General features: G+C 57.7%; 18 protein-coding genes and 1 pseudogene. 13 read left to right on the top strand and 6 right to left on the bottom strand.

The features are described from left to right. The first annotated feature begins 89 nt into the window (after nucleotides 1-89). The gene (gene pyk / locus WMP97_RS00970; RefSeq protein ID WP_248099936.1) at nucleotides 90-1,505 is read left to right on the top strand and encodes a pyruvate kinase; all 1,416 of its coding nucleotides are present in this window, start codon (nucleotides 90-92) and stop codon (nucleotides 1,503-1,505) included. Between the two features lie 293 nt (nucleotides 1,506-1,798). Continuing rightward, entirely contained in the window at nucleotides 1,799-2,689 is an 891-nt protein-coding gene (locus WMP97_RS00975; RefSeq protein ID WP_005328806.1) for a cation diffusion facilitator family transporter, read from the top strand. A gap of 30 nt (nucleotides 2,690-2,719) precedes the next feature. Here WMP97_RS00975 and WMP97_RS00980 read toward each other — a convergent pair. Further along, nucleotides 2,720-3,447, bottom strand: a pseudogene (locus tag WMP97_RS00980) (IS1634 family transposase); the annotation flags it as partial. 36 nt (nucleotides 3,448-3,483) lie between these two features. Further along, nucleotides 3,484-4,827: an IS256 family transposase gene (locus WMP97_RS00985; protein ID WP_023021258.1), complete on the bottom strand. Its 1,344-nt coding sequence runs from the start codon at nucleotides 4,825-4,827 to the stop codon at nucleotides 3,484-3,486. Between WMP97_RS00985 and WMP97_RS00990 the strand changes: the two genes are divergently transcribed. After that, a complete protein-coding gene (locus tag WMP97_RS00990) occupies nucleotides 4,804-5,988 on the top strand; it encodes an alkaline phosphatase (RefSeq protein ID WP_255342550.1) in 1,185 nt (394 codons plus the stop codon). The genes WMP97_RS00985 and WMP97_RS00990 overlap by 24 nt on opposite strands. Before the next feature lie 71 nt (nucleotides 5,989-6,059). Here the strand turns inward: WMP97_RS00990 and WMP97_RS00995 are convergent, their stop codons facing one another. Both WMP97_RS00995 and WMP97_RS01000 read right to left on the bottom strand, forming a co-directional pair. Continuing rightward, a complete protein-coding gene (locus tag WMP97_RS00995) occupies nucleotides 6,060-8,450 on the bottom strand; it encodes a glycogen/starch/alpha-glucan phosphorylase (protein ID WP_248098821.1) in 2,391 nt (796 codons plus the stop codon). A gap of 100 nt (nucleotides 8,451-8,550) precedes the next feature. Next, a complete protein-coding gene (locus tag WMP97_RS01000; protein ID WP_248098819.1) occupies nucleotides 8,551-9,756 on the bottom strand; it encodes an amidohydrolase in 1,206 nt (401 codons plus the stop codon). Nucleotides 9,757-9,792: 36 nt separating this feature from the next. Here WMP97_RS01000 and WMP97_RS01005 point away from each other — a divergent pair, with 36 nt between their 5' ends. Further along, nucleotides 9,793-10,191, top strand: a complete 399-nt coding sequence (locus WMP97_RS01005; RefSeq protein ID WP_200288896.1) for a hypothetical protein — start codon at nucleotides 9,793-9,795, stop codon at nucleotides 10,189-10,191. On the opposite strand, the gene WMP97_RS01010 is transcribed toward WMP97_RS01005, so the two are convergent. Next, nucleotides 10,188-11,270, bottom strand: coding sequence for a glycerate kinase (locus tag WMP97_RS01010; protein ID WP_200288897.1), 1,083 nt, complete (start codon nucleotides 11,268-11,270; stop codon nucleotides 10,188-10,190). The two genes, WMP97_RS01005 and WMP97_RS01010, sit on opposite strands and share 4 nt — an antisense overlap. 198 nt (nucleotides 11,271-11,468) lie before the next feature. Between WMP97_RS01010 and gdhA the strand changes: the two genes are divergently transcribed. Next, nucleotides 11,469-12,815, top strand: a complete 1,347-nt coding sequence (gene gdhA, locus WMP97_RS01015) for an NADP-specific glutamate dehydrogenase (protein WP_200288898.1) — start codon at nucleotides 11,469-11,471, stop codon at nucleotides 12,813-12,815. A 199-nt stretch (nucleotides 12,816-13,014) separates the two neighbouring features. Further along, nucleotides 13,015-13,773 carry a DivIVA domain-containing protein gene (locus WMP97_RS01020; protein ID WP_340439637.1) on the top strand — a complete coding sequence of 253 codons (759 nt, stop codon included), beginning with the start codon at nucleotides 13,015-13,017 and terminating at the stop codon, nucleotides 13,771-13,773. Nucleotides 13,774-13,957: 184 nt separating this feature from the next. Here the strand turns inward: WMP97_RS01020 and WMP97_RS01025 are convergent, their stop codons facing one another. Next, the gene (locus WMP97_RS01025) at nucleotides 13,958-14,605 is read right to left on the bottom strand and encodes a hypothetical protein (protein WP_023021266.1); all 648 of its coding nucleotides are present in this window, start codon (nucleotides 14,603-14,605) and stop codon (nucleotides 13,958-13,960) included. A gap of 150 nt (nucleotides 14,606-14,755) precedes the next feature. Between WMP97_RS01025 and WMP97_RS01030 the strand changes: the two genes are divergently transcribed. The 7 genes from WMP97_RS01030 (at nucleotide 14,756) to ftsY (ending at nucleotide 24,395) form a co-directional block, all read left to right on the top strand. Then, on the top strand, nucleotides 14,756-15,301 hold the full coding sequence (locus WMP97_RS01030) for a YceD family protein (RefSeq protein ID WP_340439638.1): 546 nt from the start codon (nucleotides 14,756-14,758) through the stop codon (nucleotides 15,299-15,301). After that, a complete protein-coding gene (gene rnc, locus WMP97_RS01035; protein ID WP_200288899.1) occupies nucleotides 15,298-16,068 on the top strand; it encodes a ribonuclease III in 771 nt (256 codons plus the stop codon). Before WMP97_RS01030 ends, rnc begins: the two co-directional genes overlap by 4 nt. 2 nt (nucleotides 16,069-16,070) lie before the next feature. Beyond that, a complete protein-coding gene (mutM, locus tag WMP97_RS01040) occupies nucleotides 16,071-16,886 on the top strand; it encodes a bifunctional DNA-formamidopyrimidine glycosylase/DNA-(apurinic or apyrimidinic site) lyase (protein WP_248098812.1) in 816 nt (271 codons plus the stop codon). 53 nt (nucleotides 16,887-16,939) lie between these two features. Further along, the gene (locus WMP97_RS01045) at nucleotides 16,940-18,439 is read left to right on the top strand and encodes an alanine/glycine:cation symporter family protein (protein ID WP_200288901.1); all 1,500 of its coding nucleotides are present in this window, start codon (nucleotides 16,940-16,942) and stop codon (nucleotides 18,437-18,439) included. Between the two features lie 22 nt (nucleotides 18,440-18,461). Then, nucleotides 18,462-18,740: an acylphosphatase gene (locus WMP97_RS01050; protein ID WP_023021271.1), complete on the top strand. Its 279-nt coding sequence runs from the start codon at nucleotides 18,462-18,464 to the stop codon at nucleotides 18,738-18,740. A 78-nt stretch (nucleotides 18,741-18,818) separates the two neighbouring features. Continuing rightward, complete coding sequence (gene smc, locus WMP97_RS01055; RefSeq protein WP_248098810.1) at nucleotides 18,819-22,328, top strand: chromosome segregation protein SMC; 3,510 nt, start codon at nucleotides 18,819-18,821, stop codon at nucleotides 22,326-22,328. Between the two features lie 102 nt (nucleotides 22,329-22,430). After that, nucleotides 22,431-24,395: a signal recognition particle-docking protein FtsY gene (ftsY, locus tag WMP97_RS01060; protein WP_200288903.1), complete on the top strand. Its 1,965-nt coding sequence runs from the start codon at nucleotides 22,431-22,433 to the stop codon at nucleotides 24,393-24,395. The last annotated feature ends 303 nt before the right edge of the window (nucleotides 24,396-24,698 follow it).

A 24,698-nucleotide genomic window follows, 5' to 3' on the forward strand; every position in this document is an offset into this window, starting at 1 on the left:
AAAATAGGGGTCCAAAATTGTGGCCGCAATCCATACGAAGGAGTAGGTTGGGGAGTGTTCAGTTTCCCCGACGGAATAGGCCAATAATGCTGGATAGAAGAACAAAGATTGTCTGTACTCTCGGCCCTGCCGTTGCTAGCGAGGATGGCATTTTGCGCCTCGTTCAAGACGGCATGGACGTTGCCCGCTTGAATATGTCTCACGGCGAGCACGCGGACCACGAGGCGAATTACAACTGGGTGCGCCAGGCTACTGATAAGACCGGCCGCGCCGTCGGTATTTTGGCGGACCTGCAGGGCCCCAAGATTCGCCTTGGCCGCTTTATTAACGGCGAGGAGCAGTGGGATAACGGTGAAATCGTCCGCATTACCGTGGACGATATCGAAGGCACCCACGACCGAGTATCTACCACTTATAAGGGCTTGGCCAAGGACGCCAAGCCGGGTGACCGCCTGCTTATCGACGACGGAAAGGTCGCCGTTGTCTGTAAGGAAGTCGACGGCAATGACGTCGTGTGTGAGGTTACCGAGGGCGGCCCAGTTTCCAATAACAAGGGCGTTTCCCTTCCTGGCATGGATATCTCCGTGCCGGCTTTGTCGGAAAAGGATATCGCCGACCTGCGCTTCGCTTTGAAGCTCGGCGTTGACCTCGTGGCACTGTCCTTTGTCCGCTCCCCAGCAGATGTGGATAAGGTCCATGAGATTATGGACGAAGAGGGTCGCCGCGTTCCGGTCATTGCGAAGCTGGAAAAGCCTGAGGCAGTAGACGCGCTCGAGTCCATCGTGCTGGCATTCGATGCCATCATGATTGCCCGTGGCGACCTAGGTGTTGAGGTGCCGCTGGAGCGCGTGCCGCTGTTCCAGAAGCGCGCTATCCAGATTGCTCGCGAGAACGCTAAGCCGGTCATCGTGGCTACCCAGATGCTGGATTCCATGATTTCTAACCTGCGCCCGACCCGTGCAGAGGCTTCCGACGTGGCTAACGCCGTTCTCGATGGCGCTGACGCCGTTATGCTCTCTGGTGAGACTTCCGTGGGTATTGACCCGCAGAACGTCGTGCGCACCATGTCCAAGATCGTGGCTAATGCTGAAGATGGTGGCAAGGTGCCACCGCTGACTCACGTTCCGCGCACCAAGCGTGGTGTGGTGTCCTATTCCGCCCGCGACATTGCCGAGCGCCTCAATGCAAAGGCCATCGTAGCCTTTACTACCTCCGGCGATACCGCTAAGCGAGTGGCTCGCCTGCGCTCCCAGCTTCCGCTGTTGGCGTTTACGCCGGACCCAGCGGTTCGCTCCCAGCTGGCTTTGACGTGGGGTGCTGAGACCTTCTTGAGCCCGCACGTTAAGTCCACCGATGACATGATGGAAGCCATCGATGATGCATTGCTGGAGATGGACAGGTATGAAGAAGGCGACATGATTGTCGTCATTGCTGGTACCCCTCCAGGAATTGCCGGCAATACCAACATGATTCAGTGTCACTTGTTGGGTGAAACCAAGAAGTAGATTTTTGGCACGAGCGCCGCGACCCACCCTTTAACACGTTCCACGGGTCGCGGCGCTTTTCTATATACATTTATACAAATGTAGATTTATATTTACCTCGAGTACACTCAGCGGTTGCTTTCCTGACATGCGGCTGCAGTACTTTTTGGTTGTTCATGTTTCAGCTTCTCTACACATTCAAAGGACAACTGCACAATGACCTAAATCAGGCCGACTTGGCCTCAGTGGCTGCGCTTACCGCCATCCATTTTCATTTAATTGTCAATAAGCGTCGACGGGGATAGGCTGAGTGCATGGCACACGAGCACCACGACCACGATCACTCCAGCACGCCGCTGCGCGCACTCTTGATTGCGCTAGGCATTACCGGCACCGTCTTCTTCGCGGAGCTGATCGGCGGCTGGTTGGCGGGTTCGATGGCGCTGATGGCGGATGCGATGCACATGCTTTCCGACGCTGCGGGGTTGATCATCGCGGTGTTAGCGGTGTTGGTTGGGCGCCGACAAGCATCGGCTCAGGCCACGTACGGCTACCGACGAGTGGAGGTGCTTGCTGCACTGGCGAACGCAGTGATGGTGCTGGCGATCTCGGTGTGGATTGTCGTCGAGGCGGTGCGCCGCCTGCAGAGCCCGGCCGAAGTGCAGGGAAAAACGATGCTGATCATCGCGGTGATCGGCCTGGTGGCGAATGCGCTATCGGCGTGGGTTCTGCACCGGCACCGCAAATCCTCGATCAACGTGGAGGGCGCGTTCTTGCACGTGTTAGTGGATATGCTCGGCTCGGTCGCAGTAATCGTAGCCGGCATCGTGGTACTGACCACGGGGTTTGTGGCGGCGGACGTGATCGCCTCCCTAGCGATCGCGGCGATGGTGCTGCCGCGCGCCTGGCAGCTCATGCGGCTTTCGGCGAGCGTGCTGCTCGAGCAAGTCCCGGCGGACTTCGACGCCAGTGCGATCGAGCCCGCGCTGCGGCAGGTCGAGGGCGTTGCTGACATCCACGACCTGCACCTGTGGAGCCTGGACGGCGTGAACGTGCTCACGACCGTGCATATCGTGCGCGACGGCACCGTCGGCACCGGCCCGCTGTTGGATGCCGCCCAGCAGGCCCTGCGCGAACACGGTATCGAGCACTCCACCATCCAGATTGAGCACCCAGAGCACGAATCCCACGAGACGGTGTGCTGATTCCCTTCTAACCTGACTTAGGCCAATTTTGTGCGGAAGTTCGCGGCCGGTGATTACTTGGATGGTGGCAGTGAGGTCGGGCGGGAATGGTACGGCGGCGTGAATGGTTTCGCCGCCAACGACGAGTTGAAAGCTGCGGTATTTCTTGAGTGTTCTCACGAGGCGTTTGATGAAGTGACCACTGCGGGTCTCCATCAGGTGGGTCACGGCTAGTGCTGCCATCACAATATTGAGATGTGCTGTGATCGAGTTTTGTTTCCTCGCATAGATTGGGCGTGCTTTCAGGTCTGATTTCGACATCCGATACGACATTTTCAATGTGGAATAGCCTGCGGTAATGCCCGATAACCTCCTGGGCGGGAAGAGCGGTCAGGTCGGTTTCATAGCCTTTAATTCCGGCTAGGGCTCGGTGTTTGGCAGCAAGAGCGTAGTTGACCTTCTTGTTCGGGGTGGAAAGATCGAAATAGCGGTTGCGCTTAATGGCGATTTCGCCGTCAACAGCGCGTTTGGCTTTTGCGACTTGCTCTTTGATTCCGCGCAGGCCGCGTCTGGCCCGATCATAGGAGTACTGGAAGTGGGTCACCGTATTCGGGGTTGTGTGTTTGCGCGCATCGCTTGCCGAGGCTTGTGTCCAGATCTGGCCGTGGGCGTAGGCTTCACCAGGGATTTCCCGCCGCCAGGTTTCAATCACCTCAGGCACGGTGGGGTTTCACCGACAAAATGTAGTGCAGACCTGCATCTATCAATGCTTGCTTGTTCGGAGGGTGTCAAGTTGTTTGTGTGTGGGGCTAGGTTTATAGGTATTTGTCGAAGCTGTCGGGGTAGGCCACGGCCATTTGGTTAATGGCTTGTTTCCAGCCGGAAACTCGGGTCCCTTCCATGAGTCTGCCGGTTGTCGCTGAGACTCGTTTGCCCTGCTTCGCTCTCTTGGCAGCTCGTCTGTCTTCGATATTGCAGATCATCAACCATAGCGTCTTGAGCGCTGATTCATTGTTAGTGAACTGCACCCTGTTGCGGGTAGCTTTCCGCAGTTCATTGTTGAATGATTCAATCGAATTCTTCGTGTAAATGACCTTGCTGGCTGCTGGTGGGAACTGGAGAAACGGTACGAAACGCGCCCATGCATCTCGCCAGACTTTGACTGAGCGTGGATACTTTTCTGCCAATTCAGAGGCTTCAAATTCGTCTAAGGCAGCCTGAGCTGTGGACTCGTCCGTGGCGGTGTAAATCTTTTTCAACGCGGCCGATACGCCCCGGCGATCCCTGTAGGCTACCCATCGGTTAGCGGCACGAATCAGGTGCACGATACAGGTTTGCACCATAGAGTTCGGCCAGGTTGCCTTTACTTCTTCCGGCAAGCCTTTGAACCCGTTACAGCAAACGATAAAGACGTCTTTAACCCCACGGTTAGAAAGATTGGCGCATACTTGCGCCCAGGATGAAGCGCTTTCTTCTTTGGCAATCCACGATTCCAAAAAGTGCTTGATACCGTCGAGAGCCACGCCGATTGCCATGTACGCGGACTTATTGACCACTAGGCCGCCATCGCGGATTTTAATGCGCAGCGCGTCCAGGAAAATGACCGGGTAGAACTCGTCTAGCTGGCGGTTTTGCCAGACCATGACCTCATCGAGGACGGCATCGGTGACTGCGGAAATCGTCTCATGAGAAATATCAACACGCATCGCCGTTGCCATATGATGCTGGATATCCCTAATTGTCATCCCACCGGCGTACAAGCTGACAATCATGTCATCGACATCAGTCAAGCGCCTAGAACCTTTAGGGACCATAGTTGGCAAGAATGTTCCAGCCCGATCTCTCGGGACATCAACGGCAACTGGCCCGTAGTTAGAATCCACAGTCTTTGGATACGACCCGTTGCGGTGATTGTCTGTCCCAGCAGCAGCTTTAGCGCTCCTGTCGCCAGACTCGTAGCCCAGGTGGGCATCCATTTCAGCGTTGAGGCCTCTGGTAATCGAGGCCTGTAACATGCCGCGAACCAGGTCATTGGCATCCGTCGTGGACGTGCCTAGGTCATCAATCAGTTTCGCGATTTCTGGGTTAGCAAGCAACTTCTTTTCAATCGCATCAATCTTGGCCTTATCAGCCGGATCTCGTCTTGTCACAGTAGTCATTCTGGCTTATCTCCTTATGCAGGTTGGGAACCCACACACAAACCATCAGACACTCTCTATTCCGAAGCCACTCCGGCGGCGTGGGCCGCGCACAACATGGACCGCAATAAGTTGCCGGACATCAGCCGCGAGATGCTTGGCAGCGACCTCGACGTGGTCATGGCAGCTGGTCACCCGTTCTACGACAATGACCACCAAAAGGTCGATACTCCGGATTACAGCTTCATGTATGAGGAGGACTACGCCAAGCTTTCCGCTGGCGAGACCGACTGGAACTACTTTGAGTCCAACGATGACTTCAAGAAGATGGCGGAAGGCGACGTCAAGCCGGATCAGAAGTACTGGGGTATCGCACAGGTAGGATCCACCTTGCAGAACTCCCGCTCTGGCGAGGCGAAGGAGCCGTACTCTGATCCGCTTAACGACGTCGTGGATCTCCCCACCATGACCACCGGCGCACTCAACGCACTGGGACAGGATGAAGATGGATTCTCCGTCATGATCGAGGGTGGTGCCATCGACTGGGCCGGACACGGCAATAACCCGGTGCGCGATATCGAAGAAACCCAGGACTTCAACAAATCGGTCGATGCCGCCATCAAATGGGTCGAGGAGAATTCTTCCTGGGAGGAGACCCTGCTGGTTGTTACCGCAGACCACGAAACCGGCTATCTCTCCGGTGCGAACGAGGCTCCGACTGAGGATAACCCTGAGGCGGATAACCGCTTCAACGCTATGGAAGGTGAGAAGGGCAAGGTTGCTCGCCACGGTTGGTACTCCGGTCAGCACACCAACCAGTTGGTGCCGTTCTTCTTCAAGGGCGCCGGCTCCGGGGACATCATGGCCCGTATCTTTGGGACCGATTCGGTCCGCGGTGACTACATCGACAACACCCTGGTAGCCAACTTGACCTTTGATGAGTGGTGGAACGATGGCACCGGCCAAGCAGACGACCCAGAGCAGCCAGAAGACGCTGCCAACCCGTCCGATGACGCCGGCAAGGAAGGCAGCAGCAAGGAATTTGCCGCAGGCCTAGCTACAGGCCTAGGAATCTTGGGCGCTGTCGTTGGTGGACTCGGTTTCCTAGCTACGCAGATGGGCGTGCTTAACATTGACTTGAAGCCCATTTATGAGCAGCTCAAGCGCGTGGACCTGCGCTAAACAGAATCAGGCACACCGCCTTACCTAAAGGTCCTGCCCTTCGCCGTGGAAGCGAAGGGCAGGACCTTTTCTTAGCGCTGGGAAATCGGGGTCGGCTGGATCTTCCACACCTCGTTCGCGTAGTCCGCGATGGTTCGGTCCGAGGAGAAACGACCGGAATAACAGATATTTAGCCACGCCTTCTTTGCCCACGCAAGCTCGTCCTCTTTATACTCTGCGGCCATGCGGTCGCGGGTCTCGCGGTAGTCGGCGAAGTCACCTAGGACGTAGTACTGGTCTTGGGCGTGCTCCCCGAAGCCGTCGAGAAGCGAGGCGCGCAGATCGCCGAAGATACCGGCATTGTTTGCGCCCAGGGTGCTGTCGACAAGCGCATCCAGTACGCGGGCCAAGCCTGGCACGCTCTGGTAAAGCTCGCCCGGGTTGTACTCGGCGCGCAGCTGCGGCAACTCCTCATTGCGGGCGCCGAAGATATAAGCGTTGTCCTCGCCAACCGCCTCGACGATTTCTACGTTTGCTCCATCCATGGTGCCCAAGGTCAGTGCACCATTCATCATGAACTTCATATTGGACGTGCCGGAGGCTTCCTTGCCAGCCACAGAAATCTGCTCGGAGATATCAGCGGCTGGGATGATGTGCTCTGCGGGGGAGACGTTGTAATTCTCTACGAAGACGACGCGGATGATGTCCTTGGTGTCCGGGTCGTTATTAATCAGGTCTGCGATGGTGTTGATGAGCTTAATAATCGCCTTGGCGCGGTCGTAGCCCGGCGCGGCCTTGGCACCAAAGATGAAAGTACGCTTCGGCACGGTTTCGCCCTCGTCCTTGATGCGGAAGTAGAGGTCAAGGACGTAGAGGGCGTTCATCAGCTGGCGCTTGTACTCGTGCAAGCGCTTAATCTGCACGTCAAAGATGGAATCAGGGTCGATTTCAGCGTCTTGGTGGTCGTTTACCCACTGCGCAAAGTCGCGCTTATTGGCCTGCTTGATGGCGATCAGTTCTCGTAGTAGGTCAGCATCGTCGGCCTTATCGGCGAGTCTGGCCAGCTGGGTGAGGTCAGTAACCCACGCATCGGAACCAGCCTGCTGGGTGAGCAGTTCTGCCAGGCGGGGGTTGCACATCTTCAGCCAGCGGCGCGGGGTGACGCCATTGGTCTTATTGTTGAATTTTTCTGGCCAGAGCTCATGCCATTCGGACAGCGTATCGGCCTTGATGATTTCGGTATGCAGGGCGGCGACACCGTTAATGGAGTAAGCGGCGTAGCAGGCGATCCAGGCCATGTGAACCTGTCCGTTGGACACCGGCGCCATGTAGTCAATGCGACCCTGATCCAGGCCGCGATGGGCCATATCTTCGCGGAAGCGGCGATCGATTTCTTCCACCAACTGCCAGATGCGCCAGAACAGCTTTTGGAAGATGGACACTTCCCAGCTCTCCAGTGCCTCTGCGAGCACGGTGTGGTTGGTGTAGGCGAAGGTCTCGGTGACGATTTTCCACGCCGCATCCCAGCTCAGACCATGGTCATCGAGCAATATGCGCAAGAGCTCTGGGATGGCGAGCACTGGGTGAGTGTCATTGAGCTGGATGGAGTTGTACTGCGCAAAACCGGTGAGGTCCTCGCCGTGCTGGGCAATGTAGTTATCCACCATGGTTTGCAGGGATGCGGAGACAAAGAAGTACTGCTGGCGCACGCGCAATACCTTGCCCTCGTACGTGGTGTCATTGGGGTAGAGCACGCGGCAGATGTCCATAACACGCTCGCGCTCGACGATGGCCTCGGTAAAGCGCTGGGAGTTAAAGGCATCGTAATCGAAGTCATCGATGGGCTCGGACTTCCATAGGCGCAGGGTGCCTACGTTATCGGTCCCGTAGCCGGTGATAGGCATGTCATAGGGAATTGCGCGCACGTCCATGTCATCGAAGTGGACGCGGCGCTGTTCAGAGGCACGGCGAATGACAAAGTCATAGCCGTTTTCCATCCACGCATCTGGCTGTTCTTTCTGGAAGCCATTCTCAAAGGACTGTCGGAAAAGGCCGTAGCGGTAGAGAAGGCCATAGCCGGTTACGGGGTAGTCCTGAGTGACAGCGGAATCGAGGAAGCAGGCGGCAAGGCGTCCGAGGCCGCCGTTGCCGAGCGCGGCATCATGCTCGGCTTCGAGGACATCGCTCAGCTCGTGATCGGTTGCCTTGGCCGCGGTCTTGGCATCGTCAACAAGACCCAAGTTGGTGAGGTTATTGAGCAGCGCGCGTCCCTGCAGGAATTCCGCAGAGAAGTAGTGCTGTTGGCGCGTTTCCGCGTAGGCAGCACGGGTGCGCTCCCAATTATCGGCAATCTGCTCCATGACGGCACCGGAGAGGCCCGACCAGAACTTACGGTTGGAAGCGCTGTGCGGGCTCACGCCAGAGGCCGCGCGGACATGGGAGGGAACAGTGGATTCGAAAGCAGAATGCCGTGGCTGGCTCATTTTCAACCTTAAGTTTGTGGGGAGTCACGAAACGCCTGCCAGCTTAATAGCATTGGCCCTGCGCCGCAGGCGGGGGAATGAGAATACGCGTCTCGGGCACCTAGGGCGTGGCCAAGTAGGTCATTGCCGCACCATATGCCGCCCGGGTGGAGGCATAAACGGTGGGGGCATAGTCAGGCAGGAAGGTTGCTTGGTGGTTGACCGGAGGATCCTGCAACTCATCTTCCGGGGTGCAGCCGATGTGCCAAAAGACATAAGGTACCCCCCACGCCTGCGGCAGGTAGCAAAAGTCCTCGGAGGCGGTGGAGGGGGCCGCGATGACTGAGTCGGAGCCAAAAGCGGCGTCGAAAACCTCGCCTACTGGGGCATGGGCAGCGGCGTCATTATCGGTGACCTCGCCGTGGGCGTAGTACTCAAAAATAGGGTCCTGCTCGCTTCCGGAGGCGACACACTCGGCCTTAACCATGCGTTCGAGGGAGTGGTAGACCTTTTCTGCCAACGCGGGATCATAGTAGCGAGTATTGAGTACCAGCTCGGCGGAGTCGGGGATGATGTTGTTTTTATCGCCGGAGTGAAGCTCGCCTACGGAGATGACAAAGAACTCGTGCGGGGCGACCTCGCGGCCCACAATGGCTTGGAGGCGGGTGACGATCATAGCCGCGATGTAGGTCGGGTCGATGGAGTTATGGGGCATGGAGGCGTGGGCGGATTTGCCAAAGACGCGGATACGCAGGGAGTCGCATCCGGCCATGATCGGGCCGGCGGTGTGGCGAACCGTGCCGGCGCGGCCGGGCATGATGTGCTGGCCAAGGCAAATATCGGGGCGCGGGACGCGTTCAATGAGGTTATCGGCCAGCATGAATTTAGCCCCCATGGAGGATTCTTCGGCCGGTTGGAAAAGGGCGAGGAAGGTGCCGGACCAGGAACTACGGGAGGCGTCGAGAAGCGCGCAGGCACCTAGCAGCGCGGTGGTGTGCATGTCGTGTCCGCAGGCGTGCATATTTCCATTGGCAGCGGAATAGGAAACACCGGTGGCCTCCTCTACCGGCAGACCATCGAAATCCGCGCGCAGCAAAGCGGTGGGTCCATCGCTATTGCGGAAGATGGCGACCATCCCATAACCCCCGATGTTCTCTACTACCTCGCAGTCAAAATCGGCGAGCTTGGCGCGGATGCGACCGGCGGTTCGCTCTTCCTCGTGGGAAAGCTCGGGGTGGCGGTGCAGGTCCTCATAAAAGTCCTGCTGCCACTCCAGATCGGCCTGCTGGGAAGTGACGAGCTGGGCGATGCGGGCAGAATCAGACATGGTTTCACACCTTAGGAATTGGGTAGGGTTAGCGCTATGCCGGTTATTCAATTTGATGTTTTGGTTCCCAACGCACAAGCAGAGCGCGTCGCGGATATCTTTACCACTGCCACCGACAAGTTGGTAGAAAGCGGTTCATTAGCCTCCGCTGAGGTTACTCGCCCTGATGCACCGCAGTTTCCAGAGGGGTTGGAAGAACAGCTGCGGCAAAATTATCGCGATGAGCATGAGGACCGCGACCTTGAGGACGCGAGCGTGCACCGCTACGACATTGCGGTAACAGGGGTGAGCGGCTCGGTTAACCAACTAGGCATGGTGCTCTCGCGCCTTCTTACCCCGCATGCAGTGCTGCCGAAAGACCACGTCTTGCTGGAAGATGAGCTAGCGCATGAACGGCCAGCTATCTTCCCATGGTCGCTGTCTATCCGGCCTTAGAGCTGCTTGACGATGTCCCTGGCGGCCGCCGCCAGCTGTTGCGCCAAGAGGCCTTCTTGGCTAAGCGATGCGCAGTAGGCGTCCGTGCCATGCTCGAAAGAACCGGCGATGATGCCCATGGGCGTGCCTGCGTCCCGGGCGAGAGCCGCAATGGTTCCGACGGCCTTTCCGGTCAAAGATTGCTCGTCAAACCGGCCCTCGCCAGTGATGACGAGATCGGCGGAGGATATTTTTTCTGGAAGCCCGAGCGCAGTGGCGACATGTGCGCCGCCGGATAAGACGCGAATATGCTCATCTGAGCCCCAGAGCGTGCGAGAAAGCCAGTGCAGGCCGATGGGAAGGCCACCCGCGGCACCGAAATATTCGGAGTCCGCATCGGCGCCGGTGACTTCGCATGCTTGCAACATGGCACCGGCCAGCAGCGCTACCTGCTCGCCTTGCGCTCCTTTTTGGGGGCCGTAGATGGTTGCCGCCTGTACTGGAGTAGCGCGGGTATCGGCTAGCAAAGTGAAGTCAAGCATGCCTGCTTTGATATTGAGCTGCGCGGTGTCAATGTGATCGAGCTGAACTAGGGGAGCGCCGCCCTTGGGCAGGGCGTAGCCGCGGGCGTCGTGCGCGGCAGCGCCGAGCGCGGTAAGGATGCCCATGCCAGCATCGATGCTGGCAGTTCCTCCCAATCCGAGCACAATCGAGGTGGCGCCGCGCGTTTCTGCATCCGCAATCAATACGCCGGTGCCATAAGAATCGGCGTGCAGCGGATCAAGGCTGTCCTGCACTGCGGGCAGGCCGGTGGCAGAGGCGACGTCGATAAACGCAGTGGTTCCGGCCAGAGCATAGCTTGCCTGAGTCAAGCGGCCTATAGCGTCGGTGGTAGGCAGGGTGATGTTTTCGACGGATTGTCCGCCGGCTGCGGCCGCTTGTGCGAGGACGGCGGCGGTTCCCTCGCCACCATCGGCCATGGGCAGGGTGGTAACCGTGGCCTCGGGAAGAACCTGGCGCACCCCCATAGCAATGGCTGCTGCGGCCTCGGGCGCGGAGGCGGTGCCTTTAAACGAGTCTGGCGCGACGACAATATGCATGCCCGTGATTATAAAGCCCGCCTGCGAAAGGAGTCTGTGCGGCTGAAGATCCGAACGTTCTACAGAAAATATTTTACTTTATTGTCGCTGGTAAAGACGGTTCGGATCTATGCAAGGTCTAGAAACTGCTTGCTTTATCGGTAGTTTGATAGGAAACTGGTATCTGTTCTTATACGTCCACAGAATGGAATGCACGCCATGTCAGTAGATAGCCAAATTTCTGAGTACTACGACAAATTGCTCAAGCGCAATGCGGGAGAACCAGAATTCCACCAAGCGGTTTCTGAGGTTCTGGACTCGCTGAAGATTGTCCTAGAAAAAGACCCGCAGTACGCGGACTACGGCTTGGTGGAGCGTCTCTGTGAACCTGAGCGCCAGCTCATCTTCCGCGTGCCGTGGATCGATGACAATGGTGATATCCAAGTCAATCGCGGTTTTCGCGTCCAGTTCAATTCTGCGCTCGGCCCCTACAAGGGCGGACTGCGTTTCCATCCTTCGGTCAACCTGGGCATCATTAAGTTCCTCGGTTTTGAGCAGATCTTCAAAAATTCCCTGACCGGCCTGCCCATTGGCGGTGGCAAGGGCGGTTCTGACTTTGATCCCAAGGGCAGGTCCGAGGTGGAAATCATGCGCTTCTGCCAGTCTTTTATGACGGAGTTGCACCGCCACATCGGAGAATACCGCGATGTTCCAGCTGGTGATATTGGCGTCGGCGGCCGCGAGATCGGCTTCCTCTTTGGTCAGTACCGCCGCCTGACTACCCAGCATGAATCCGGTGTCCTTACTGGCAAAGGCCTGACCTGGGGCGGTTCCCTGGTTCGTACCGAGGCCACAGGCTTTGGCACGGTCTATTTCACCAATGAAATGATGAAGACCCATGGCGAGTCCTTTGATGGTGCCAAGGTCATTGTCTCTGGCTCTGGCAATGTTGCCATCTACGCCGCAGCGAAGGCCCAAGAACTGGGCGCCACCGTGGTGGCCATGTCCGATTCCTCCGGCTATATCACCACCCCACAAGGCGTGGACATCGAGCTTCTCAAGAACGTCAAAGAAACTCGTCGTGAGCGTATTTCCACTTATGCACAAGAGGCTGGCAGCGGCGTGGAATTCCATGAGGGCGGAAATATCTGGGAAGTAGGGGCGGACGTGGCACTGCCGTGTGCTACCCAAAATGAGCTGGACGGCGACTCGGCCAAAAAGCTTGTGGAAGGCGGCGTGCGCTACGTGGCCGAAGGTGCCAATATGCCGTCCACCCCGGAGGCCGTCCACATATTCCAAGAATCCAAGATCAACTTCGCGCCGGGCAAGGCCGCTAATGCTGGTGGTGTTGCTACCTCCGCGCTGGAAATGCAGCAAAATGCGTCCCGTGATTCTTGGTCCTTTGACTACACCGATGACCGCCTCCACGCGATCATGTCTAATATCTTTAAAAACATCGACAACACGGCGAAGGAATACGACCGCGAAGGCGATTACGTAGCCGGCGCAAATATCGCCGGCTTCAAGAAGGTAGCGGATGCCATGCTGGCACAGGGCGTCATCTAAAAATCGACCTTTATTCAAGCTCCCCTTTTGCGCCACAGAGCGTGGCGGTAAAAGGGGCGCTTGTTTTTGTATATGCGTGCCATAAATTCTGTATGTGTGGGCGCGGACTGGCAAGACCGGTTGTGGAAGTAAAATCTGCAGTACACACTCGGTGCGTGGCCTCCACGCATGGCGGGTGAGGGTATGTAAAATTCGCGGTATGTACCGTGTCTTTGAGTCTCTAGATGAATTAGTTCAGCACTTGGAGGGGGCCCATGGCTTCCCCATGACCTCTAATTGCGTAGTTCCGCGCCATGAAATGCTCGCGCTTCTCGACGACCTCCGTAACGCGCTGCCCGTTGAGATTGATGACGCGCAGGATGTGTTGGATAAGCAGGATGAAATCCTGCACGGCGCTGAGGAGCGCGCGGACCAAACCATCAATGATGCTAATGCCCAGGCAGATGACATTGTGGGCCACGCCCGCGAGGAAGCAGATGCCACGGTGTCCCATGCAGAACAGCATGCCGCCAAGCTGGTGGCTGATGCTGAAGCTCGCGCTCAGTCCATGGTGGAGCAGGCCCGCGCGGAAGCAGACCGTACTATCGCTCAGGCGAATGATGAATATGAGCGTTCCGTCGCTGAAGGCCGCGCAGAGCAAGAGCGTCTGGTTTCGGAATCAGAAGTTGTTCGCCGCGCCGATGAAGAAGCACATCGCATTGTGGAATCCGCCCACACCGAATCTAACCGTCTGCGCAGTGATTGCGATGAATTTGTGGATGGCAAGCTAAGCGAATTTGAAACCACCCTTAATGGTCTGCTGCGTACAGTAAACTCCGACCGCTCTGCCCTGCGTGGCGGTGCCGGAGTGCGCTCCCGTGGCGGCGACTATTCGGCTCCGGGACGCGCCGGCGGCGCCGCAAGCAACACACGTTACGCTGAAGGCGAGACCTATGAGCGCCGCTATAACGAGCGCTAAAACTTTAGTTTCTTTATCGGCCTTAAACTCTATGGTTCGGTGCACACCGGGCCGTAGAGTAAGGGGCTAGGAAAGACCTATACACTAGGCACGGCCAAAGGCCCTATTTGGTGAGCAGGCGGTTCGTCGTACACCGTCTGCTCACCAAATAGGGCCTTTATTCATCGCCGCTGGTCTGAGTAAATTAGGTGGTGGCACGAGTGCGAGGTTGCTTAGCGGCAATGGCCTTTCCTTTTTCATGGGGAGTAGGCGTTATGTGGGTGTGTAGGGGAACGGAGATGTCTTCCTGCTGCGGGAGAAGGTGTGCAGGCGCGGCGGATTGGACGGCCATGCATGCTGCAATAATCGCGGTTACCAAGCCTGGAAAAAGGAACGCAACGAGTGCAGTGAAGAAATAGGAAGACAATGATGTCAAGGGATTATCACTGAAATTTTGTGGAAAGCACACGGCACACACGCTAAGGAGCGCACCGGTAGCTAGCACCATCGTGCCCACAGAAATGAGCGCGGTAGGAATGGTCGCGCGGGAGAACCAAGTAATAGCACCTGCGCTTAGGGAAAAGATGAGCGCGCCGGTAAGGACCGAAAGGTCCATGCCGGTGGGCAATACTAAAATGGCACCGGCTACCAAACCGGCAACGACGCTACAGATGAGTGCGGTAAAGAGGCGAATGCCACGCGCGCCGTACATGCCTGAACGGTCCGGGCGTGGAGTGGCGTGAACGAGCATACCGGCAGTAGCTAACACCGCAGCGGGAAGACAGCTAAACACGGTGAAACCGAGCGCTATGCTGCGTAGATCCGTGGAGGCTAGTGCCAAGTGGTAGGTCATGCTTCCAGACTAAGGACGGCTTTCGCTCGGGAAAAGGCTAATCCGCAAAGGCATATGTCCTTTTACATTAAACGCCAGATTCTTGACAGAAACTTTCCTCGCGCGGGCCGCTAGGCGGAGTTTGCGGGGCAAGGTAGACTACCTAGTGTTATGACATCACCATTGAAGTTCGATGTGGGCGAATTGTTGAACGCCCAAGGCGCTGACGCACTGCCGGAACAACGCACCCAAACCGGCCCCTCACCTGAGAGGATCGGCGTGGAGATGATCGCCATCCCGCAGAGCGAAGAGCTCACCGTAGACGCTACCTTGACCCCTCTTGGTGCAGGTGTCTTAGTGGATGCCAACGTATCCGGACAGCTGACCGGGGAATGCGCTCGCTGCTTGAAGGAATTGCACCCACAGTTGGACTTGCACGTCACACAGGTCTTTGCAGCCGACGAATCCTTTGTCTCGGGAGATACCCCTTCAGACGGCGACGAAGGATCCGGAGATGAGATTCCAGAGATTGAAGATGATGAGCTGGATCTCTTGCAGGCCGTGATCGATGAGGCAGGCCTTAATCTTCCCTTTGCCCCAGTATGCGAAGATGGCTGCGAGATTGACACGCCTGAGGGCGTAACCACGGGTATCTCTGGCGAAAAGGATGAAGAAAAGGTCGATCCCCGCTGGGCTGGTTTGGAGAAGTTCCTATGAGCCGCAAGAAGAAGCTAACTGGGGAAGAGGCACTGGCTGCCGAGTTCGCTGCAGTAGACCATTCCCCGTTGTTGGAATCGCTCGGTGTGGAATTGCAACCAGAGCACCTGTGCCTAGCATTGACCCACCGTTCATTTGCTAATGAAAATGGGCACTTGCCAAACAACGAGCGCTTGGAGTTCTTGGGCGATGCGGTGCTGGGCCTTTCGGTAGCCTCTCAGCTCTACATCACCTACCCGTCCCGTCCGGAATCGGATATTTCCAAGATGCGCGCATCGATTGTCTCGCGCTACGGCCTGTCTGATATCGCCCGGGAAATAAACCTAGGACCGCACATTTTGTTGGGTAAGGGCGAGCAGTCCACCGGTGGCCGCGATAAAGATTCCATTCTTGCGGATACCACTGAGGCAATCTTTGGTGCCATTTACCGCGAGCATGGTTTTGAAACGGCGCGTGACGTCATCTTGCGCTTATTTGCGGAAAAGATCGAAAATGCGACTGTGAGCGGGCGCCACTTGGATTGGAAGACCTCTTTGCAGGAGCTGTGCGCGGAGCTAAAGGCGCCGATGCCGGTTTATTCGGCTACTTCCACCGGACCAGAGCATGACCAGACCTTTAATGCAGTAGCTACTGTGGCTGGTCTGACCGTAGGAAATGGTGTGGGCCACAATAAAAAGTTGGCCGAGCAGCAGGCAGCTCAGGAGGCCTGCCAGACCCTGCGCGAAACTCCGCTTTTGGTGCAAGGCACTGCACATAAAGAGGGCTGAGCATGCCGGAATTGCCGGAAGTCGAGTCCGTCCGCCGTGGCCTTGCACCACACGTGGTGGGACGGACTTTTGAGTCTGTAGAGGTGTTACACCCGCGTTCCAATCGTGGCCAAGATGAGCCGCTTTCCGGTCTCCTTGAGGGCAAAGAGATCTCTGCGGTGGCCAGGCGCGGGAAGTTTATGTGGCTGGAATTTGTGGGCGAAGATGCCATGGACCCCCACCGTGACGTCCTCTTTATCCACCTAGGTATGTCGGGTCAGATCCGAATAGGTGCCACCGAATCTTCGCACCTTCGCATTACCGCCCAGCTGAGCGGTGGGGTAGAGGTGTGCTTTGTTGACCAGCGCACCTTTGGGTATTGGTTGTATGCGCCGTGGGACAAGATTGCGCACATTGGCATTGACCCGCTGGAACCGGATTTCGATAGTGCGGCTACAGCACGGCGCCTGCGTGCGAAGAGGACCGCAGTGAAGACCGCGCTTTTGGATCAAACGCTGACCTCTGGAATCGGCAATATTTACGCTGATGAATCCCTGTGGGACGCGCAAATCTCACCCCGCAAGAAAGCTTCGACCTTGCGGCAAAAAGATGCTGTTGCTCTGCTTGCAGCAGCTCAGGAGGTCATGACAGCGGCCCTAAAAGTGGGTGGCACGAGTTTTGATTCCCTGTACGTAAATGTGAACGGCGAATCGGGGTATTTTTCGCGTTCCTTGGCCGCGTATGGGCGTGCTGGCCAGCCCTGTCTGCGGTGTGGAACGCCCTTGGAGCGCTGCATAATTTCAGGGCGGTCCACCCATTTTTGCCCCCATTGTCAATAATTTATGGCGTATGGGGTTCACGTTGTGAACCTTAAGGCAGTAAATTATTCTGCATGGATTTTCTTGAAAATGTCGTAACGACATTTAATGACGGCGTGTGGTCGTGGATTTTGCCGTGGCTGCTGATTGCTGCGGGCCTATTCTTCGGCATCCGTACTGCTTTGGTGCAAGTGCGCATGGTGCCGGATATGTTCCGCGCCGTCGTCGAGCGCCCCAAGGGGGAGGGCCGCGATGAGGACGAAGACTATGGCGGAATCTCCGCGTTTAAGGCCTTCACCATTTCAGCTGCTTCCCGCGTTGGCACCGGTAACGTTGCCGGCGTGGCAGTGGCCATTTCCGTTGGCGGCCCAGGTGCCGTCTTCTGGATGTGGCTGATTGCCATCCTGGGTGGCGCTACTGCGTTCATCGAGTCAACCTTGGCCCAGCTGTGGAAGGTCCGCGATGGCAATGGGTACCGCGGTGGTCCGGCGTATTATATGAAGCGCGGTTTGGGGTGGGGACCGCTCGGCGTGCTTTTCTCCATCGCCATCGCCTTTACCTTTGGCTTGGTATATAACGCCTTCCAGACCAACGCCATTGCGGATGCGGTGTCCTTTTCCTTTGACCGCGATGACACGATGTTCCGCTCCATTATCGGCATTGTTATCGCCGTGGTTGCGGGTCTTATCATCTTTGGCGGTGTGAACCGCATTGCCAATATCACCCAGGTCATCGTGCCATTTATGGCGGTGGCTTACCTGCTCATCGGTGGTTTTGTCGTCATTACCAATTTTGACAAGGTACCGGGAATGATTGGCGATATCGTCGGTCACGCCCTAGGAATCAAGGAAATTGCGGGAGCCGGTCTTGGCGCGGCCATGATGAAGGGTATTCAGCGCGGTCTGTTTTCAAATGAGGCCGGCGAAGGCTCTGCCCCTAACGCGGCGGCAACTGCGGCCGTATCTCACCCAGTCAAGCAAGGCTTGGTGCAGACCCTCGGCGTGTACTTTGACACCTTGGTGGTATGTACCATCACTGCTTTCATTATCTTGCTGGGACCAGAGATTGCCTATGGTGCAGAAGCAGAAGGCGTGTCCTTGACCCAGGCAGCCCTATCTTCTGAGGTGGGCGAGTGGGGAATCCACTTCGTCAGCTTTATCCTCTTCTTCCTGGCCTTCTCTTCCATCCTGGGCAATTACTACTTGGCGGAGTCTAACCTGGAGTACCTCACCCAGAGCAAGCCTGCGCTGGTGATTTTCCGCCTCGTCGTACTTTTCTTTGTCTGGTTCGGTGCGGTGGGCTCCTTGCCGCTGGTCTTTGCCTTGGCCGATACCGGCGCGGCAACCATGGTTATCCTCAATATCCTCGCCATCGTGCCGCTATCCGGGGTGGCCATCAAACTGCTCAAGAACTACAACGAGCAGCGCAGCCATGGCATTGACCCGGTATTCCACCGCGATATGCTGCCGGAGCTTAAAGGCGTGGAGTGCTGGGACGGCTCCGACCCCGTCACTCGTCGCAGCGAAGAGGACCGCCGCGTCCTGCGCGATAAGGGTCAACAAGATCACTACTAGGAGCTAGGGAGGCCGCTTGACCATGGAAAGAATGACCGCTTTTGTCCACGGGCACGTCCAAGGCGTGGGCTTTCGATGGTGGACGCGCTCCCGTGCCCTCGAGCTCGGCTTGAAGGGGCATGCTACTAATTTGGCCGACGGTCGGGTTCAGGTTGTAGCCGAGGGACCGCGGGAGAAATGTGAGGAGTTGCTAGGACTCCTCAAAGAACAGCCCAGTATGACTCGCCGGCCAGGAACGGTGGACCTAGTAGTCGAGCAATGGGCTGCCCCCAAGGGAGAGTCTGGCTTCATTGAACGCTGATGCATAGCACATGCCCGCAGTTTCGAGCCTTGAGGCTCGGCTGGGCAGGCGTGCTCTAAGCTTGCTAAACTAACCCAAATGCACCTGAAATCGCTGACGCTCAAAGGCTTTAAATCATTTGCGTCGGCGACGTCTCTGAAATTTGAGCCGGGCATTTGCGCTGTTGTCGGACCGAATGGTTCCGGCAAGTCCAATGTGGTCGATGCGCTAGCTTGGGTCATGGGCGAGGGAAGCGCCAAGACGCTGCGTGGCGGAAAGATGCAAGACGTCATCTTTGCCGGCGCCGGCGACCGCAAAGCCTTGGGCCGCGCCGAGGTAACCCTCACCATCGATAATGCGGACGGCGCGCTGCCGATCGAGTATTCGGAAGTTTCGGTCACCCGCCGAATGTTCCGTGACGGTGCCAGCGAATACGAAATCAATGGCGCCAAGGCGCGCCTTATGGATATTCAGGAGCTGCTCTCTGATTCGGGTATTGGCCGCGAGATGCACATTATCGTCGGCCAAGGCAAGCTTTCTGAAATCCTCGAATCGCGGCCCGAAGATCGGCGCTCCTATATCGAAGAGGCAGCGGGTGTGCTCAAGCACCGCCGCCGCAAGGAAAAAGCGCAGCGAAAGCTCACTGGCATGCAGGCCAATTTGGATCGCCTGCAGGACCTTACGGATGAGCTAGGAAAGCAGCTTAAGCCTTTGGCCCGCCAGGCCGAGGCCGCGCAGCGTGCGGCCACGGTGCAAGCTGATCTGCGCGATGCCCGCCTGCGCTTAGCCGGCGATAGGGTAGTGCGGCTGCGCAGCAAGTTTCAGGAGGCCGAGCGCACGGCCGAAGTTCTCGCCGAGCAGGTTGAAGAAGTTACGGCGCAGCTGGAAGAAGCGACAGGCTCCCAGCTAGAGGTAGAAGCCCAACTAGAAGAAATAAGCCCCAAGGCAGATGCCGCCCAAAAACTGTGGTTCGATCTGTCTACGCTTTCTGAGCGCATTTCCGCCACGCAGCGCATCGCGGAAGAGCGAGCGGCCAATGCTGGTGCGCAGGTGGCTTATTCTGGCCAAGATCCGGAGGACCTAGAGGCACGGGCCACCCGTGCAGATGAGGAGCATGCGGAGCTTCTCGCCGCGGCGGAAGAAGCTGCAGAACGCCTGGAAGCGATCCGCGAAGAGGTAGCAGAGCGTCGCGAAGCCTTTGAGGCGGCCGAGCGCGAACACATGGCCCAGCTGCGCGCCATTGCTGATAGGCGCGAGGGCGTAGTCCGCCTTATCGCGGCGGAGGAAAAGGCGGCAGGCCAGGTTACTTCGGCGGAAGAGGAGCTAGCGCGGCAAGAGGAAACCCTTGCTTCTACCAGCCAACGCACCCAGTCTGCCCAGGCAGAGGCCGATGAGGTGGCGGATAAACTGCAATCTTTGGCTGGCGAGCGCGAGCCGCTCGAGGAGGCACATGTGCGCGCAGCCAGTGAATCGGGTGCGGCCGACAAACGCTTGGAACAGCTGCGCGATGAGCAGCGCGAACGCGAGCGCGCCGTGTACACGTTGCGCTCCCGCATCGATACCCTGGCCCAGACTGCACCAGAAAAAGTCGATGTAGGTGAGCAGTTCCAGCCGCTGGCCACATTCATCAGCACCTCATATGAGACGGCGGTTGCTGCCGCATTGGGCGCCTTCGCTGAGGCTCAGGCCGGCGAGATTTCCGTTCAGCTCATTGCGGACCTGGAAAAGGGTACGCGCTCCGCGCTTATCGATGTCTCTGTGGCCGCCCCCGCCACTTCCTGGCGCGTGGATGCAACTTTGCCCACCGGAACCTCGTGGTTGCTCGACCACATTGCTGTGGTTCCGGAGGTATCCGCCGCGCTGCACCGCCTCCTTGCGGATGTCGTGCTCGTTCCCGATTTCGCGGCGGCGAAAAAATTGGTGGCAGAGGATCCTCGCCTGCGCGCCGTTACCGAATCGGGCGTGGTACTGGGCGAAGGTTGGGTAGAAGTAGGCACCGGTGCCTCGTCTACCGTAGAGGTCACCGCTCGCATCGCAGAGGCAGAGGAACAGCTGGAATCTGCGACGCAGGAGCTAGAAGAACTATCCGGCACACTTGAGGGCGCAAAGATTGCGGCAGAAGATGCCCGCGTGACCGCCGCCTCGGCGAAGGCTGCCTTGCGCGAACACGATACCGAGGTTGACGCGTGGAAGCGTGATCATCAGCGCCTGCTTAAGCAATACGAGGCCAATAAATCGGAACACGAAAAGGCCGCTGCGCGGGCGACCGAGATTGAGGTAAAGATCGCAGAAGCCCGCAAGCAGCTTGCCGACGCCCGCGATAGGCTCGCCCGCGTCGATGCGGACGAGCAGCCAGATGAGCCTTCTTCGGCGGAACGTGACGAGGCTTCGGCCGCATTAGAGCAGGTTAAGTCGATGGAGATGGAGGCGCAGGTTGCAGCCCGCTCTGCTCAAGACCAAGTGGGTCAGGTAGCGGGGAAGGGCGAGGCATTGCGTCGCCAAGCGCAGCATGAGCGCCAAGCCAAGGCTCGCCATGAGCAGGCCATGGCCCGGCGCAAAGCCCAAGGGGAATTGGCCGGTGCAGTGGCAAGGCATTCGCGTGATTTGGCCGCGCGCGCCACGCAATTGCTAGAGCGCGCCACCGCTGAGCGCGATGACTACTTTGCGCAGCGCACCTCCTTGAACGCGCAGTTGCAACAGGTAAAACAGCAAGTCTCGGCCGCGCGACAGCAGCTGGACCGGTTGACCAACCGCGCTCATGACTCAGAAATTGCTCGCTCGCAGGCACAGGTGCGCGTCGATGAAGCAGAAGCCAAGATTGTGGAGCAGCTCGGCATTGCGATTTCGGACCTTTTGCAGGACTACACCCCAGGCGAGGATTTCGATCGCGGGGCGGAAAATGCGCGCCTGAAGCAAGCAGAAAAGGACTTGAATTCTTTGGGCAAGGTTAATCCACTTGCGTTGGAAGAATATAAGGCTTTGGAGGAGCGTTATTCCTTCCTGTCCACCCAGCTGGAAGATGTCATCCAAGCCCGCAAGGATCTTGCCGGGGTTATTGAGGACGTGGATGCGCAGATTTTACAGCTTTTCACCGATGCCTGGCATGACGTGGAAGCGGAATTCCCCAAGGTCTTCCAGACCCTTTTCCCTGGTGGCGAGGGCCGCCTCATCCTCACGGAGCCGGAGGACATGCTTACCACCGGCATCGAGGTGGAAGCGCGCCCACCGGGCAAGAAGGTCAAGCGCCTGTCCTTGCTTTCTGGTGGTGAGAAGTCGCTCACCGCGCTGGCAATGCTGGTAGCAATCTTCCGCGCCCGCCCCAGCCCGTTCTACGTCATGGATGAGGTTGAGGCAGCGCTTGATGATGTCAACCTGCGCCGCCTCATCGCCCTTTTTGAAGAGTTGCGCAAGGATTCGCAGCTTATCGTCATTACGCACCAAAAGCCGACGATGGATGTAGCTAACGTGCTGTATGGCGTGACCATGCGCGGCGACGGTATCACCCGTGTTATTTCGCAGCGCATGAATCCCGCAGGTAGTGCCCCTGGAACAGAGCAAGCCAGCGAGGACGCTACCCGCCTGGGCGTTGATGCTCCACGGGGCGACTAGCCAGGGTGGTAGCCGCGGGCGTCGCCTGCCGGTAGGCCCCTCTATCCGGGATAGGAGGGGGTTTGGCGTGCCGCGAGCCCGCAAGACTGGCACTATAGAGACATGAATTCTTTATGGTTATGGATCGGCATTGCGATCGTCGTCATTGTGCTGATTATTCTTCTCGTAGTGATCGGCAAAAAACGCGGCGACGCCAAGAAGGTGTCCTTTGACAAGCCCACTGAGGAAGAACCGAAGCAGCTTACTCAGGAGCAAAAGTCCGGCAATTATCAAGCTAAGTCCGGCTTTAACTTCGCTCCTGCCGGTAGTGCCAAGGAAAAGCAGAAAAGCCCGGTGCAAGCGGAAAAGCCCGTGAAGAACCAGCCAGCTGCGGATAAGTCAGCTCCGGCACATCAGGAGGCAAAGGCAGAGCCTAATGCTACCGACATTGCCAACGAGCAGCTTAGCGGCAAGACCCCACAACCACAGGCCAAGCCGCAAGCACCTGCGGACAAGCCACAGCCCGCTCAGTCTCAGACCGATGCTGCGGCCGACAAGCCCGCGGTAGAGCAACCAAAGGAAAATAAGCCGGCACCACAACAGCAGGCAAAGCCGGCAGAAACCAATAAAACTACTGAGACCAAGAAGCCGGCAGATGTCAAAGAGCAGCCGACTGACTCTCTCCCAGATAAGTCCGAAAAGAACCCGTCCACGGGCGCTGGAGCCACGGCGGCAACCGCTGCCGGTGCAGCAGGGGTAGCGGGTACGGCAGCTGCGGCTGCAGAAAGTAAAGAAACACCTGCGGATAAAGCCCCAAAGTCGGTCGAGCAGCCAGCAGCAACATCCGAGCCGAAGGAGCCAGCGACGTCGCAGGCAGATAAGCCAGCGGAAGAGGCTTCGCCAGCTGCTGAAAAGGCAGAAGCTCCTGAAGATACCGTAGCTGTGGAAGACGCCGCAGTAGCAGAGGAATCCCCAGTCTTTGACGAGGTCGTTGAAGACAAGAACGCGGAAGACATTGAAGAGCGCGTCGATGACCGCGAGGAGGCCGAAGAGGCTGCGGCTGCAGCCGAGGCACAAACCGGCGCGGCCGAAGCTGCCAAGGAGCAGACCGAGGTTCCAGAGGGAGAGCCGGCCCCAGCGCCAGCACCACAGGAAGACATCGCTCCCGCCGGTGGGCGCCTCGGCCGTTTGCGTGGACGCCTGTCCCGGTCGCAAAATGCCATCGGCCAGGGACTTATGGGGATTCTTTCCGCAGGCGACCTGGACGAAGACGCCTGGGAGGAAGTAGAAGATACTCTCATCATGGCGGACCTAGGCACCAAGTCCACTATGAAAGTGACTGACTCCCTGCGCGAGAAGATTGCTGAGCGCGGCGTCTCCAGCGAGGACGAGGCCCGTGCCATGCTGCGTGAATGCCTCATTGAGGCAGGCCACCCAGAGATGGACCGTTCGATTAAGGCCATGCCGAATGAGGGTAAGCCAGCCATCGTTATGGTTGTCGGCGTAAATGGCACCGGAAAAACCACCACCACGGGCAAGCTTGCCCGTGTGCTTGTAGCCATGGGCCATAAGGTACTTCTGGGCGCGGCGGATACTTTCCGTGCTGCGGCCGCTGATCAGCTCGAGACATGGGGTCGCCGCGTTGGCGCCGATACCGTGCGCGGCAAGGAGGGCGCTGACCCAGCATCGGTCGCCTTCGACGCGGTAGCTCGCGGTGTAGAACAGCAAGTAGATGTGGTCTTGGTCGATACCGCAGGCCGCCTGCATACCTCCACAGACTTGATGGACCAGTTGGGCAAGGTCAAGCGCGTGGTGGAAAAGAAGACTGATGTGGACGAGGTTCTGCTGGTACTGGACGCTACCGTGGGACAAAACGGCCTGACCCAGGCCCGGATTTTCCGCGAGGTAGTAGATATCACCGGCGTCGTCCTAACCAAGCTGGATGGTACTGCCAAGGGCGGAATCGTCTTCCAGGTGCAAGAGGAGTTGGGCGTTCCGGTCAAGCTCGTGGGCTTGGGCGAAGGCGCCGATGATCTCGCGCCGTTTGAGGTCGAAGGCTTTGTCGACGCTCTCTTGGGTGAAAAATAACGGCCAACTTTGATACTCCCCCTGTATATCGGGAAGCGCGAGCGTGCGCCACGGTGTGCTGGGGGAGTTCTTCGTTTTCCTGGCTAAGTTCCAGCGTGTACCTTGCTCGCGAATCCTTTTCGCCGATTTGGGATCACCACTTCGCAAACTATGCGGAATGGGCAATTCAATTGGTATGGAAGAATGTCCTGCTAAGTGCCTGTGGTTTTTCTGACTATAAGCGTATTTGGGGCGGTTGTGCTCGCCTTTTATCAGCCGACAGGGAATGCTGCAATGTGGTTTGGCCTTGGTGAGAATGGTAGC

This window comes from Corynebacterium sp. KPL4072, assembly GCF_037908395.1.
GTDB lineage: Bacteria > Actinomycetota > Actinomycetes > Mycobacteriales > Mycobacteriaceae > Corynebacterium > Corynebacterium kefirresidentii.